Source organism: Empedobacter tilapiae (assembly GCF_004785645.1).
Taxonomy (GTDB): Bacteria; Bacteroidota; Bacteroidia; order Flavobacteriales; family Weeksellaceae; genus Empedobacter; species Empedobacter tilapiae.
On the sequence record NZ_SRPE01000010.1, the window covers coordinates 1 to 13,562 of the forward strand.

The 13,562-nt window shown below is 28.4% G+C and carries 17 protein-coding genes and 1 pseudogene; 14 read left to right on the forward strand and 4 right to left on the reverse strand.

The genetic code is table 11. The features are described 5' to 3' along the window. Positions 1-347 (reverse strand): annotated as a pseudogene (locus E4J94_RS13350) (phage integrase SAM-like domain-containing protein); the annotation flags it as partial. Positions 348-643: 296 nt separating this feature from the next. Here E4J94_RS13350 and E4J94_RS13355 point away from each other — a divergent pair. The 14 genes from E4J94_RS13355 to E4J94_RS13420 all read left to right on the forward strand — a co-directional run bounded on the left by E4J94_RS13355 (position 644) and on the right by E4J94_RS13420 (position 11,255). Next, entirely contained in the window at positions 644-2,119 is a 1,476-nt protein-coding gene (locus E4J94_RS13355) for a DUF11 domain-containing protein (RefSeq protein ID WP_135836301.1), read from the forward strand. 62 nt (positions 2,120-2,181) lie between these two features. Then, complete coding sequence (locus E4J94_RS13360; RefSeq protein ID WP_135836302.1) at positions 2,182-2,706, forward strand: hypothetical protein; 525 nt, start codon at positions 2,182-2,184, stop codon at positions 2,704-2,706. 12 nt (positions 2,707-2,718) lie between these two features. Beyond that, entirely contained in the window at positions 2,719-3,156 is a 438-nt protein-coding gene (locus tag E4J94_RS13365) for a helix-turn-helix domain-containing protein (RefSeq protein ID WP_135836303.1), read from the forward strand. A gap of 385 nt (positions 3,157-3,541) precedes the next feature. Next, positions 3,542-4,291, forward strand: a complete 750-nt coding sequence (locus E4J94_RS13370; protein ID WP_135836304.1) for a hypothetical protein — start codon at positions 3,542-3,544, stop codon at positions 4,289-4,291. A 38-nt stretch (positions 4,292-4,329) separates the two neighbouring features. Then, on the forward strand, positions 4,330-4,767 hold the full coding sequence (locus E4J94_RS13375; protein ID WP_135836305.1) for a transposase: 438 nt from the start codon (positions 4,330-4,332) through the stop codon (positions 4,765-4,767). A 94-nt stretch (positions 4,768-4,861) separates the two neighbouring features. Next, entirely contained in the window at positions 4,862-5,182 is a 321-nt protein-coding gene (locus E4J94_RS13380) for a helix-turn-helix domain-containing protein (protein ID WP_135836306.1), read from the forward strand. A gap of 264 nt (positions 5,183-5,446) precedes the next feature. Further along, positions 5,447-6,208: a hypothetical protein gene (locus E4J94_RS13385; protein ID WP_135836307.1), complete on the forward strand. Its 762-nt coding sequence runs from the start codon at positions 5,447-5,449 to the stop codon at positions 6,206-6,208. A gap of 140 nt (positions 6,209-6,348) precedes the next feature. Then, positions 6,349-6,999 (forward strand): hypothetical protein, encoded by a 651-nt coding sequence (locus tag E4J94_RS13390; protein WP_135836308.1) that lies wholly within the window; start codon positions 6,349-6,351, stop codon positions 6,997-6,999. A 174-nt stretch (positions 7,000-7,173) separates the two neighbouring features. After that, entirely contained in the window at positions 7,174-7,503 is a 330-nt protein-coding gene (locus E4J94_RS13395) for an ArsR/SmtB family transcription factor (RefSeq protein WP_135836309.1), read from the forward strand. 70 nt (positions 7,504-7,573) lie between these two features. Next, on the forward strand, positions 7,574-8,038 hold the full coding sequence (locus tag E4J94_RS13400) for a DUF6428 family protein (protein ID WP_135836310.1): 465 nt from the start codon (positions 7,574-7,576) through the stop codon (positions 8,036-8,038). Between the two features lie 12 nt (positions 8,039-8,050). Further along, a complete protein-coding gene (locus E4J94_RS13405; RefSeq protein WP_135836311.1) occupies positions 8,051-8,665 on the forward strand; it encodes a low molecular weight phosphatase family protein in 615 nt (204 codons plus the stop codon). Between the two features lie 2 nt (positions 8,666-8,667). Further along, complete coding sequence (gene arsB / locus E4J94_RS13410; RefSeq protein WP_135836312.1) at positions 8,668-9,693, forward strand: ACR3 family arsenite efflux transporter; 1,026 nt, start codon at positions 8,668-8,670, stop codon at positions 9,691-9,693. Positions 9,694-9,946: 253 nt separating this feature from the next. Next, on the forward strand, positions 9,947-10,531 hold the full coding sequence (locus E4J94_RS13415; protein ID WP_135836313.1) for a Crp/Fnr family transcriptional regulator: 585 nt from the start codon (positions 9,947-9,949) through the stop codon (positions 10,529-10,531). A 52-nt stretch (positions 10,532-10,583) separates the two neighbouring features. Next, a complete protein-coding gene (locus E4J94_RS13420; RefSeq protein WP_135836314.1) occupies positions 10,584-11,255 on the forward strand; it encodes an MBL fold metallo-hydrolase in 672 nt (223 codons plus the stop codon). Positions 11,256-11,361: 106 nt separating this feature from the next. On the opposite strand, the gene E4J94_RS13425 is transcribed toward E4J94_RS13420, so the two are convergent. Genes E4J94_RS13425 through E4J94_RS13435 form a run of 3 tightly spaced genes read right to left on the reverse strand, consistent with a single transcriptional unit; the run spans position 11,362 to position 13,513 of the window. After that, positions 11,362-12,069 carry an FAD-binding oxidoreductase gene (locus E4J94_RS13425; RefSeq protein ID WP_135836315.1) on the reverse strand — a complete coding sequence of 236 codons (708 nt, stop codon included), beginning with the start codon at positions 12,067-12,069 and terminating at the stop codon, positions 11,362-11,364. A 9-nt stretch (positions 12,070-12,078) separates the two neighbouring features. After that, on the reverse strand, positions 12,079-12,669 hold the full coding sequence (locus tag E4J94_RS13430; RefSeq protein WP_135836316.1) for a Crp/Fnr family transcriptional regulator: 591 nt from the start codon (positions 12,667-12,669) through the stop codon (positions 12,079-12,081). A gap of 52 nt (positions 12,670-12,721) precedes the next feature. Beyond that, the gene (locus tag E4J94_RS13435) at positions 12,722-13,513 is read right to left on the reverse strand and encodes a siderophore-interacting protein (protein WP_135836317.1); all 792 of its coding nucleotides are present in this window, start codon (positions 13,511-13,513) and stop codon (positions 12,722-12,724) included. Between the last annotated feature and the right edge of the window lie 49 nt (positions 13,514-13,562).

Consider the following 13,562-nt stretch of genomic DNA (forward strand, 5'->3'; position numbering starts at 1 on the left):
TTCTCCATAAAAAACAAAAGAGAATTCTCAGGTAATTGTTTCTCTTTGTTGATACAAACATCTTTTATTTCCTTAGAAAGTTCGCGCTGAAGTGGAATTTTATGAAGATCTCGTTGTGAAACAATATGTTCTGTAACCTGCAATTTAATTTTATCCAATTGCCGGTTTAGCTTTTTATATTTTTTAAGATAAATATTGAATGGACGTTGCTTTTTATCATCCCATTGATCAGCTTTTATTCGAAGAGAAGTTCTGAATGTATATTTTTTATTTTGAGATTGATCAATTAAAGAAAGATGRATATTTTTTAGGTCTCCATTATCAGGCAAGAAAAAATTAAATGTCATTCAATCAGATTTAATAAATTAATAATGAACGAATTTAACAAAAAAAAGTAGTCCTTCCTAGACTACTTTTTATGCAAATATATTCTTTTTTTAAAAACAAAGCAAATTACTGAAAAATACTGTCTTAACTCTCTTTTCAAGTATTCTTTTTTTAAAACAAAGGTGTTTTTAATTGCTTATTAAATGAGTAATTAACTAAAAATCACTTTTATAATTTATTGCACTGTAAATCAATACACTGAATAAATAGTCTAGGAAGGACTATTCATAAAATAATCACTAAACAATTTAAAATTATGAAAAAACATTTAGTCATTTTGATGAGCTTATTTTCATCCATATTTCTATTCTCACAACAAGATATTCGTAAGAGAAGCATTAAAAAAACTTTACAATGTAACCCATCCATTTTCTTATCTCAGACTAACCAGCTTAAATTAGTAGACACATCAACTAATCCATTCACTTATAATAATATTGGGCTAGCTAATAGTTTTAATTATAATGCAATGGGATATAATCCAGTTGATAGTTTTTTATATGCAATTAAAGTTTCAAATTCAAATGAGATAGTAAAGATTAATCCCACTAATGGTATTGTAACTCCAATTGGTAATATTAATAAATTACCAGTGGCGACTTATATTAATGGAGAGATAGATGATGTAGGAAATTTTTATGTGATGGATAATACATTTACTGATGCTTTATATAAAGTGAATTTAACAACATTAACTTCTACAAAAATAACTTTAAGTAGAAAGATTTATTCTGCTGATTTTGCATTTAATCCTATAAATGGCTTATTATATGGTGTCAATAGTGCTTCAGATACAAATAGCCCTGGTGATTATGGTAAACTTTATACAATAAACCCACAAACAGGTATTGTTAATTTTATTGGCAGTTCATATGCTGGTAATCAAGTCTATGGAGCTATGATGGGAGTAGTTACTGGGGAATTATATGGTTCTGAAAATTCTGGTAATTTTTATCAATTCAATATATTAACAGGTGAAAGAACTCTTATTTCAGGAGCTCCACCAAGTTCTGGAAATGATGGTGCACATTGTGTTCTTTCTTCTTTTACTTTAGGAATAGATTTATATATTACAAAAACTGATAATAAAACTCAATATATTCCAGGTACTAGCAATACTTATACTATTGTTGCAGGAAACAATGGTCCTTATGGAACATTAGGAGCCACAGTTTCAGACCCTTTACCTTTAAATATTCCTTCTAGTAATATGAGCTATAGAGTAACTTCGCTCTCTGGTGGAGCTACAAGTAATGTTATAGGTACTCAAATTGGAGCTATTAATGATAAAGTAAACTTACCTGTAGGAGCAAAAGTTACCTATGAGGTTATTATTAATGTTCCTTACACATATGTTGGCGATTTGACAAATAAAGCTACAATAAATGCTCCTGTTAATTCGTCGAACGATATCAATCTAGCCAATAATACAGCCAGTGATACTGATACAACAACTATTTGTTATAAGCCTGGAAACTTTAATATGAATGGTACACCTACTAGAGTAGGTATTACTAATTTACAAAAACAAGTTGGATGGCCAGAAAATATTCCTAATGGATTTATCGCTTTAGAATCTAAATCAACAGGTCTTGTAATCACTAGAGTTCAAAACAATACAATGATTACTGAGCCTAAAGAAGGAATGATCATTTATGATATCAATGCAAATTGTGTCAGTCTCTATAATGGGAGTATATGGAAATGTATTAAACAAGATTGTAATAATTAATTCATCAAAAATAATAGATCAAAAGTTGTCAAATTTAATTCAATTAACAAAATTTAAAAGGAATGAAAAAAATAATATTTTTAATTTCAGTTTGTACATTATCGACTGCCACAGCACAAGTATTAATTGGGGATAATCAAATTAATGAAGATCAATCTACAATTTTATATTTTAGCAATACTTCTTCAAATACTAACGGAATTATTCTTCCTGCAATAGAAAATGTGACCAATGCATTAGCAGAGTCAACCATTAATAATAATGGAACTTTTTTATTTGATAAATCGGATAAGAAAGTAAAAATGTATGAAAAAAATTTATGGGTAACACTTTCTGGTAGTGGTAATACTTCTCAAATTATAAATAATAATTCAGAAGAACTAGGAAACGGAGTTATTATAGGAGCGCAAACAACGAATGCAAAAGGAGTTTTAGTATTAGAATCGGATAGCAAAGCAATGGTACTTCCAAAAATAGCAAATCCTCACACAACTGTAAAAAGTCCTTATCCTGGTATGATATGTTATGATACGGTGAGTAAAACACTAGCTGTATTTGATGGAAACCATTGGAGTTACTGGAAATAAAAATATACAATAATGAATTTCAAAGAAATACATATTGGAACTTTAATCAATCAAGCAGTCATAGAAAATAAAATAGAACTATCTCGTATTTGTAAATTTATGAAATGTACAGAGCAAGAAGTAAATGAAATGTACAGTATGAACAGTTTGGAACTTGAAGTTGTATTAAAATGGAGTAAATTATTAGAGTATGATTTTTTTCGTTTGTATTCTCAACACTTGATTTTATATGCTCCTATTAAAAAAGATGATAGTGAGAAAGTAATCAATAATTATAAATCATCTTTACCCCAATTTCGTAAAAATGTTTACACAAAGGAAGTCATAGATTATATTTTAAATAAAATAGACACAGGAGAAATGAAAAAGTCAGAAATAATGGAACGCTATAACATCCCAAAAACAACTTTGTATAAATGGATTAGTAAATATAAAAATTCAACCAAATAGATATCTAATTACTAATTTAGCCTATTCTAATTAACCATTAGCTGCTAATCATTTTCTAGTGATTAGTGGCTTTTGCTTAAAAAAGAAGATATTACCTAATATTTTCTTTTTTATTAAAGTGCTAATAATGAACGAATTTAATAAAAAAAAAGTAGTCCTAGTTAGACTACTTTTGTACAAAGGTATTCTTTTTCTTTAAAAAAGCAAATTGTTGAGAAATAATGTTTTAAGAGCATTTATATTTTTTTATAAAATTAATAATCACGTATTAAATGCTTACTTAATTGTAAATCATAATTATAATACACTATACTGTAAATCAATGTGATGAACAAATAGTCTAACTAGGACTATTTATTAAATAATCACTAAACAATTTAAAATTATGAAAAAACATTTAATCGTTTTAATGTCTTTATTTTCATCCGTTTCACTATTTTCACAAGTCGGAATTAATACAGAAAATCCACAAAAAACATTGCATGTAAATGGAGATTTACAATTAACAAAAGAATTTAATGTCGGAGGCAATGCTTCTACTCAAGGAAGCCCTGGAGTAAGTGGACAAGTTTTGGTTTCAAAAGGTGCTAATAGTGCTCCTGAATGGAAAACATTATCTATTCCCACATTACCCGATTTAGCTACAGGAACAGTAATTTCTATAGATGGACAACTTATGATTGCGCAAGAAATCACATTGCAAATGACTGCTGATTATACTAATGCAGGAGCCTCATCAGGACCAGGTGTAGCAATAGGTAATTTAAATAATGAGATAATTGATAATGAGAATACGTATTTAGGTACTACAACTAGTAATTCTTTTAAAGTGAGTAATGATGGTATTTATCATGTAAATATGAATATGCAAATTTCAACTACCAATAATACTTCACCTGTTATAGGTGTATGGGATAACACCGTAGGAAATTGGGTAGCTAGAGTTAGTGATCAGTTTGTTGCTGCGACTGGAGGATATCAAACATTTACTTTAATAACAGCTATACCTATGTTAGCAAGTCATACCTATTCATTTAGGTTTTTAAATACAACAAGTGTCACCATTAAACATCTAAGTAGTGGTTTTACTGGAAGTGGTCCTGTCTCACAAGTGACTTTAAAACGTTTGAGATAGGATTAAATTTCAACAAATCTCTTCTAAAAAATAAGCAAATGAATTTCAAAATAATTCATATCGGAATATTGATAAAAGAGCTAGTCCAAGAAAGAGAAATTGAGTTGTATCGCATCTGTAATTTTATGAAATGTACAGAACAAGAAATAAGTGAAATGTACAATATGGAAAATATGAGTACTGATGTTTTATTGAGATGGAGTAAATTATTAGAGTATGATTTTTTTCGTTTGTATTCGCAGCACTTAATTTTATATGCTCCTGTGAGAAATACAAGCTACAAAAAATTTCATGAAAATATACCGTCTTCTTTACCCCAATTTCGTAAAAATGTTTACACAAAAGAAGTCATAGATTATATTTTAAATAAAATAAAAACAGGTGAAATGAAAAAAACTGAAATAATAGAACGCTATAACATCCCAAAAACAACTTTGTATAAATGGATAAGTAAGTATAAAAATTTGGATAAATAAAATGATACTCTCTAATTACTAATTTAACCTATTCTAATTAACCATTAGCTGCTAATCATTTCTTAGTGATTAGTGGCTTTTTAAACTCAAATCAATGAAAACCAAGATAAATTATAAAACACTTTATACAGATATAATAAATGATCTTTATCCTGATAAATTATTACAATGTCAAGAAATTCTAAATAAACAAGATTTAAATATTTTAGATATTTTAGAATTGAATAAATTAATTTTTCAAGAAGAATATAAAAACAATATCGAAGTAAATCAAAAATTCAGATCTTATTCAAAACAAGATATTTTATTGATATTAGATTATCAGAAAAAACATAATCTAAACAATTCTCAATTGGCTAATCATTTTAATTTAAGCAGAAATACTGTTGCTAAATGGAAAAAAATATTTATTTAAGAGCTTTGTAGTATCAAAAAAAATCGTTGAAATATTGTGCTGTTAATTAACAGGAGAAACTGTTGCACAAATAAAAGACTATATAACAAACCTCATTTATTTTTTAAAATATTTTTTTGTGTAAAACTATAATTTATTGTGAGATAGTTTTTGGATATTTGAGTTTAATCTTACGAAATACAGATATATAAAAAATGTTTTATGAAACGAGATAATATTTTACTTTGTAAAAAATGTTGTACACTTACTAAAAAATCAGAATAAATGAAATCTACATATATTTTTACTTCTTTTTTTATTATTTTACTAAGTTGTAATCCTTCTAAAGAAGAAATTTATACAGAACTAGAAAAATTTGACAATTCTTTAGACTCACTAATTTCAATTGACACATATAATAAACCAAATACTCTAATTTTTCAAGCAGATACTTTAAACAATAATCCTAAAACAATTGAAGAGACTTGCTACCAGATCATTGAAAATGATTCTATTAAAATTGATGCCAATTGTCATATTTATAAATTTAACAATAATGAGTTAGTACTTAACTCGAGTGAAGATTTTTTAGGAAGGAAGTTTGTTCAAAAATATATTTATTTTTTGGATAAAATTGACAATAAATTAATTGAACGATTGAGAGAAACAAAATCAGATACAATTTATTTTGGCAATGTAAATAAATACGATAATAAAGGACGTCGTATAAAATTCGTAGAATCAGGAGTCTGGAACGAGATTGAAAATGGAGTTACTAAAGTAAATGAGAATAGACGTGTTGAAGTATATAAATATAACAATGACCAAACGGTAACAACTTGGAGAAAAGAATATTTCAACAAGGAATACAATATTGATAGTCTTAATAAGGCAAAAATTACAACTTTTACTAGTTCTAATAACAATACATGGTCCTATAATCATAAAGAATATACGTATAAAAACGATAAATTTGGAAATTGGATTGAGAAAAGAAATAAGAAAAAAGAAAATCCAGAGGTATATTATAGAAAATATTCTTACTAGAACCAGCTTTCAATAACTAAGCTTTCGAATTGATTAAAATAATTGATAATACATATTTTAAACATGAAAAATAGTAAATTAAAGACATTCGTATATTTAAGTAATTAAAAGCAAAACCTGACAAAATTAAACACATCAAAATGATTTCAACTAAACAGATAAATTCACTTCCTGCTCCAAAAAAATTACAAAAAATTTGCAAAGCGATTTCTGTTTTAGATGCTATTCTTTCCCAAGAGTGGGAATATCGTTACTATTCATATAACAACAAATGGTCTGTAAATGAAGAATTTTTCGAAATTAGAAATGGAGAAGGAGACCATATACTAATTTTATTTAAACAAGAGGATTGTATAATAAATGGATTTGCTCACGAACTCTACGATTTTGAAGAAAAACTTCCTGCAAAAGAAAAATTAACTCATGAAATGCCTGAAATATTTAATGAATTTATTTTTGGAGAACCTGTACAATCAATCGGGACAACATTTTGTATTTGGACAACTGAACAAAACAAATGGAAAACGGGTAAACTTGAACATTTTGAAGATGGTTCTGATGAGTTTTTAGAAATTTTTGATGGAAATCCGCAAACTTATATTGATTGGGCGACAGAATATTTTGAAGAAAGTTATATAGAAACAGGAATCCCATTAGAAACTGTAAAAGAAATCTATAACGGAAAAACCTTGACAAAAGAAATGGTTTTAAAAATTGTAGAAGAACTAGAAGATTGGGAACAACTAGAAGATGATCTAAAAATAATTGGTTATGCATACGACTTAAAGTAACTAAAAAATAACTTCTATAGCAATTACGTAACTCTAAAGTAAAATACAACTTCCTTAAAATCTTTTAAACGAGATTTTTGTTTTTTAAAACTAAATGTATGTATTAAAATAACAGAGATTAATTATAAGGTTTTAAAATTAAAATCGTAATATTGCGATATAATAAAATTAGAAATGGGAATCACAAAAACGGAGATGTTTACAGAAGAGCAAAATCGATTAGCAATAATGTTTAAGGTTTTGGGACATCCTGCTCGTATTGCTATTTTGCAACATATAATCAATCAAAAAGCGTGTATTTGTAACGACTTAGTCGATGAATTAGGATTAGCGCAAGCAACCATTTCTCAACATTTGAAAGAATTAAAAAATATAGGAATTATACAAGGTTCTGTAGAAGGAAAGTCTGTTTGTTATTGTATTGAAGAGAGAGTTTGGAAAGAAATACAAAGCGAATTAGTTACATTCTTTCAACAAGATGTGAAAGTTAATCAATGCTGTTAAAGGCATTTTTTTTAATCCAAATACATCGTAATATTACGATTGATAATATAAATTTAAAAACTCAATTCATATGACACTTGAACAAATCAAAGAGATATTGCCAAATTTAGACAATGTTGAATTTCAATTAGAAGATGGGACATTTGTACCAGAACATTTTCATGTAACAGAAGTAGGACAAATCACAAAAAACTTTATTGATTGTGGTGGAACAATAAGAACTGAAAAAGTCGTGAATTTTCAATTATGGAATGCTGACGATTTTGAACACCGTTTAAAACCTATTAAATTACTTCATATCATCCAGCTTTCAGAAAGCAAATTAGGAATTGAAAACGGTGAAATAGAAGTAGAATATCAAGCCGAAACAATTGGTAAATATAATTTAGAATTCAATGGTAAACATTTTGTTTTAAAGAATAAACAAACGGCATGTTTAGCAGAAGATGCATGTGGAATTCCAAATAAAAAGCCAAAAGTGAAATTATCTGAGATTCAATCGTCTTGTTGCACACCAAACTCAGGATGTTGTTAAAAATCAAAAAAAATGTATTCAATATTAAAAGAAAACATAACTAAGTTTCAAAATTTTGAGGCTATATCTACAGGTAGAAAGGCTGTTTTACAGCCTTTAGTAGAATACATTCAACAAAAAGTAGACAATGGACAAACTGTAAATCTTAACTTTATTTGCACACACAATTCACGTCGAAGCCATTTTTCACAAGTTTGGGCACAAATGGCAGCTTTTTATCACCATATTGAAAATGTTTTTTGTTATTCAGGTGGAACAGAAGAAACGGCGCTATTCTCAAAAGTAGTAGAAACATTAAGTAACCAAGGCTTTCATATTTTCAAAATTGCAGAAAGTACAAATTCAATTTATGTGATTAAGTATGACGAAAATTCACTTCCAATTATTGGTTTTTCAAAAAAATATGACAACTCTTTTAATCCTATAAACCAATTTGGAGCAATTATGACTTGTTCACAAGCAGATGGCGAATGTCCATTTATTGTGGGTGCAGAAAAAAGAATACCTCTAAATTTCGAAGATCCCAAAACTTCAGATGGTACACCACAACAAAATCTTGTTTATACACAAAGAAGTACTGAAATAGCAACAGAAATGTTCTATGTTTTTTCGCAAATAACAAAATAAGTATGCAACCAAAACTAAAATTTCTAGACAGATACCTCACTCTTTGGATATTCCTCGCAATGGCAATCGGTATAGGTTTGAGTTATTTATTTCCATCAATTTCAATCCTTACAAACTCATTGAGTGTCGGTACTACTAATATTCCGTTAGCAATAGGATTGATCCTAATGATGTACCCACCTTTGGCAAAAGTAGATTATTCTTTATTACCTCAAGCTTTTAAGGATAAAAAGATAATAGGTATATCTTTATTTCTCAATTGGTTTGTTGGTACATTGTTGATGTTTGGCTTAGCTGTTTTGTTTCTAAGAAATGAGCCTGATTATATGACAGGTTTGATATTAATAGGCTTAGCGAGATGTATTGCAATGGTAATTGTTTGGAGCGATTTAGCCAAAGCAAACCGAGAGTATACAGCAATGTTAGTAGCCTTGAATAGTATATTTCAAATACTTTCTTACAGTTTGTTGGTTTGGCTATTCATTAATGTTTTACCTAATCAATTAGGATTAGCTAATTTCAATGTGAATGTATCAATGAAAGATGTGACAGAAAGTGTGCTAATCTACCTAGGGATTCCCTTTATAGCAGGGTTTGTAAGTCGTTACATATTGATTAAATCAAAAGGTTTGGAATGGTACAACAGAAAATTTATTCCTAAAATATCGCCTATAACTTTATATGCTTTATTGTTTACCATTATATTAATGTTCAGTTTGAAAGGAAATAAAATAGTACAATTACCATTAGATGTCGTAAAAATAGCAATCCCTTTAATCCTCTATTTTGTACTAATGTTTTTTGTAAGCTTCTTTATCAATAAATGGCTAAAAGTTCCTTACGATAAAAATGCATCAATTGCATTTACAGCAACAGGAAACAACTTCGAATTAGCAATTGCTGTTGCTATCGCAGTATTTGGTATCAATTCTCCGCAAGCATTTGTAGGTGTTATAGGTCCGTTAGTGGAAGTCCCTATTTTAATTCTTTTGGTAAAAGCAAGTTTATGGCTAAAAGAAAAGTATTAAAATTAAAAAAATAGTATGAATATTATTTCAATACTTTTTAGTGATATTTATAGTATAAACTGTTTGTAGATTCAGGATAAAACCAACTTTATTCTATTTTTTCCGATACTGTAATTGTTTTTCTAAAAGCAATAAACTAATTTAGTTTTAGAAAAGAGTTATTGCTTGAATAGACGAATTTTCCCAACTTCTCTCCTATTCATTCGAAATACTCGTCGAATTAGCAGTAATATCACAAGAAACGCTTTGATAAATGAAAGAAAAATTAAAAATATATTTATCTCAACTTAATATATTGAGCAGCGACGAAATTGAATATTCTGTTACTATGTTTGAAAATGTAATAATAAAGAAAAATGATTTTTTTGTTTCAGAAAAAAAATTGTGTGATCAAATTGCTTTTATATTCAAAGGAGGTGTTAGAAGTTTCTCTATAGCAGAAAATGGCGAAGACAATACTACTTGTTTCAAATTTGAAAATCAGTTTATCACTTCTTATGAAAGCTTTATTTCTAAAAAAAAATCAAAAAAAAGTATTCAGGCTATTGAAGACTGTGATTTATTAGTTATCAATCGCACAAATTTTTTGTATTTAATGGAAAAATTTCCATCATGGATATCTGTTCAAAATTTTATAATTCAACAAGAGTTTATCGAGAAAGAAAACTATCTTAATTATCTAAAAAACACTTCTGCAAAAGATAAATACTTACATATTCTTAACGAAAAACCAGAAATTGCAAAAAGAGCAAGTGTTAATCATATTGCATCTTATTTAGGCATTACACAGAGGACTCTTACACGAGTAAAAAAGGGAATTTCATTTCAAACATTTTAGGACAAATGTCCTATAAATAAGCAGAGCGTAATAGTATTTTTGAGAAAATTAAATTATGCAGCAGATTGCCAAAGACGTTTATCATATTCCACTACTGCCCAAAAACAGCATCAATTGCTATATTATAGAAGGCGTTTTAATCGATTCTGGAATAAGAGCTTCTTTTAATAAAATTTCAGAGTGTATAAAGAAAGTTCCCATTTATTCACATGCCTTAACACATGCTCATGCTGACCATCAAGGTTCTAGTGATAAAATATGTAATCACTTCAATGTACCATTATATTGTCATGAAAAAGAAGTATTGCGTACAGAGTCAGGTTTTGTAACGAAAGATTATCCGTCAAACAAAAACATTATTGCACGGTTTCAGCAAAAATATTGGGCTGGACAAGGCCATAAAGTTTCTCATACATTAAAAGAGAATGATACCCTTGGAAATTTTAAAGTAATAGAAACTCCTGGACATTCCGAAGGTCATATTTCTTTTTTTAGAGAACAAGATGGGATTTTGATAATTGGAGATGCTGCAACAAATATGAATCTTTTGACTACTATCCAAGGATTACACTTACCCCCTTCTATTTTCACATCAAACAGAGACGAAAATATAAATTCGTTATTTAAATTATCAAAACTAAATCCACAAATTATTTGTTTTGGACATGGCCCAATTTTATACAATAAGAATAAAACATTTGAAAAATTTGTTGAAAAATTATAAGTGCTAATGCGAACATCACATTAGTAGAATACCGAACATGGTATATACAAACTTATCACTTAGAAAACTAACCATTGTTTAAAGCTAAATACTTGATAATTAAGATTTAACCCACCTCATCATTATCCCAAAAGCTTTTGGAATGTATTTTTAGAATAGAATGATTAAAGAAATTCTTCAAAAATTTATTTATAAGAGATATTTCTTTGGAGTCACCCACAACATAAACAACAGCTTTATCTTCAAGTTTTGGAAGATGAAGTTCTAGAAGTTTTATTATATCATCAGGAGATTTAGAATCAAGAAGATAAGAATTTAACGGAAAACTATGATCAATGTCGGGAAAAATTTGATTGGTATTATTAGTAAAAATAAGACTATAGACATTTTTACTTATCGAAATAGCTCTATTCAGTTCATAAAAATAAGACAGAGAAGTTATGTTTCCGATTAATAAATATTCTGTTGCTGTATCATCAAGTAACAGTTCTCCCTTAGGTTCTTTAAAGAAAACTTTGTCTCCAAGTTGTACTGATTTTATCCAGGTTGCACTTTCTCCATTATAATATGTATTAATGGCAAAATCAATAGTGTTAAATACTGGTTCAAAATTCCAAACTGAAAATTTACGAAGCAAGGTTTTTGTATTAGAAAAAGGATTGGACAAATAGATTTCTGTGGTAAGACCTGCAACATATTTAAGTTTGGAAAGGTTCATACTTTGAATCTTGATATGGTAAATGTGTTTAGCAATTTGAGCATGGTGAATCACAGTACCACAATAAATATTAGATATTGAGGATTGATCAATCATTTTTTTAAATTAATATGGATTATTATCACTAAAAAGTTTAGGTTTTAGACGGCTCAATGTTGCCTGCGATATGTTAAGATAAGAAGCTACCATTTTGTTGGATAATCGCTGAACAATAGTTGGATTTTCATCTAATAGTTGACGATACTTTTCTAAAGCATCTTGAATTAAGAATGACATTAATCTTTTGGTATTGGTAACATATGCAATCTCAAGATAGATCCTATAGAACTTTTCCCATTGTGGAACAATCTCTAGCAAATGATAAAAATCTTTGTGTGTTATATAATAAACTTCCGAGTCTTCTACTGCTTGTAAATATTCTTCAGAAGGCTCGGAAGTTATGAAGCTCACCAAAGCTGTTGCAAACTGATTTTCAAAAGCAAAATATCGTGTAGAATCTTGTCCATCCTCATTGATAAAAAATATGCGTAAGCATCCTTTCGTTACAAAATAGGTACGTTGACTAGACTGTCCATGTGTAAGAAGTAACTCATTTTTTTTCAATTTTAAAGGTCTGAAATAAGACAAAATGTTTACAATATCCTCATCGGTAATGGATATTTTGCTTTTAATATAGGAAATTAATAATTCTTCCATTACTTAGAAATCAGTATAAGACAAATGTACCAATAAAACACCAAAAAGTTTACTATCTACCTAGACTATGATTAACTTGACCATTTGCTCCCTCAGCTATTCCTGCTTTCCAATAACTGCAAGTATAAATCATTTCTGTAGCCCAATTCAACGTTTTACGGTAGTATTCTCTAACTTCTTTTACTGTACTATATTCTGCAGCGCAATAAACAAAATTACATGCATTTTTATTTTCAAATTGATATGCTAAAGCTTTTGATGCTAAACAACTTCCTTTCTTAGGATTGTAATTATGTAACCATTCTATTTCTACATTTGCCATAGAGCACATTATCATTTCATCATCTTTAGTAGGAACTTCTAATATAACTTTTGCACAAACATCTGCAGAAAGACTTTCTAAAATACATGCAATAACGGGAATTGCAGTAGCATCTCCTACAAGCAGATAATGATTAGCTTTGTTAATTAAAGGACGCTTTGTATCCTTCATCGCAATACCTAGAGGATCACCAATTTTAGAATACATCGCCCAAGCAGAAGCAGGACTAACATTACCATGAGTAGCAAAATCTATCGTTAATTCTTTTTTCACCAAATCAATTTTCCTATTGGTGTAAGTTCGCACCATAGCTACTAATTCTGAATTAAGACTAACTCCTTTATTTGGAAAGTAAATTAGTTCAACACCTTTAGGTGGAATAAAGATTTTATTATTTGAGCCTTCCCGAATATTTGCGAGTATTTTACATTGTTCATTTGTCATTTCAAAAACGACACGTATAAAATTAGGAGTCAAAAACTCTTTTCTTTTTACCGTAAAAACAGAACGTATTTTTTTCATTTGAATCGCATTTATTATTGTTTTATATTTATAAAATTTCGTTTTGATG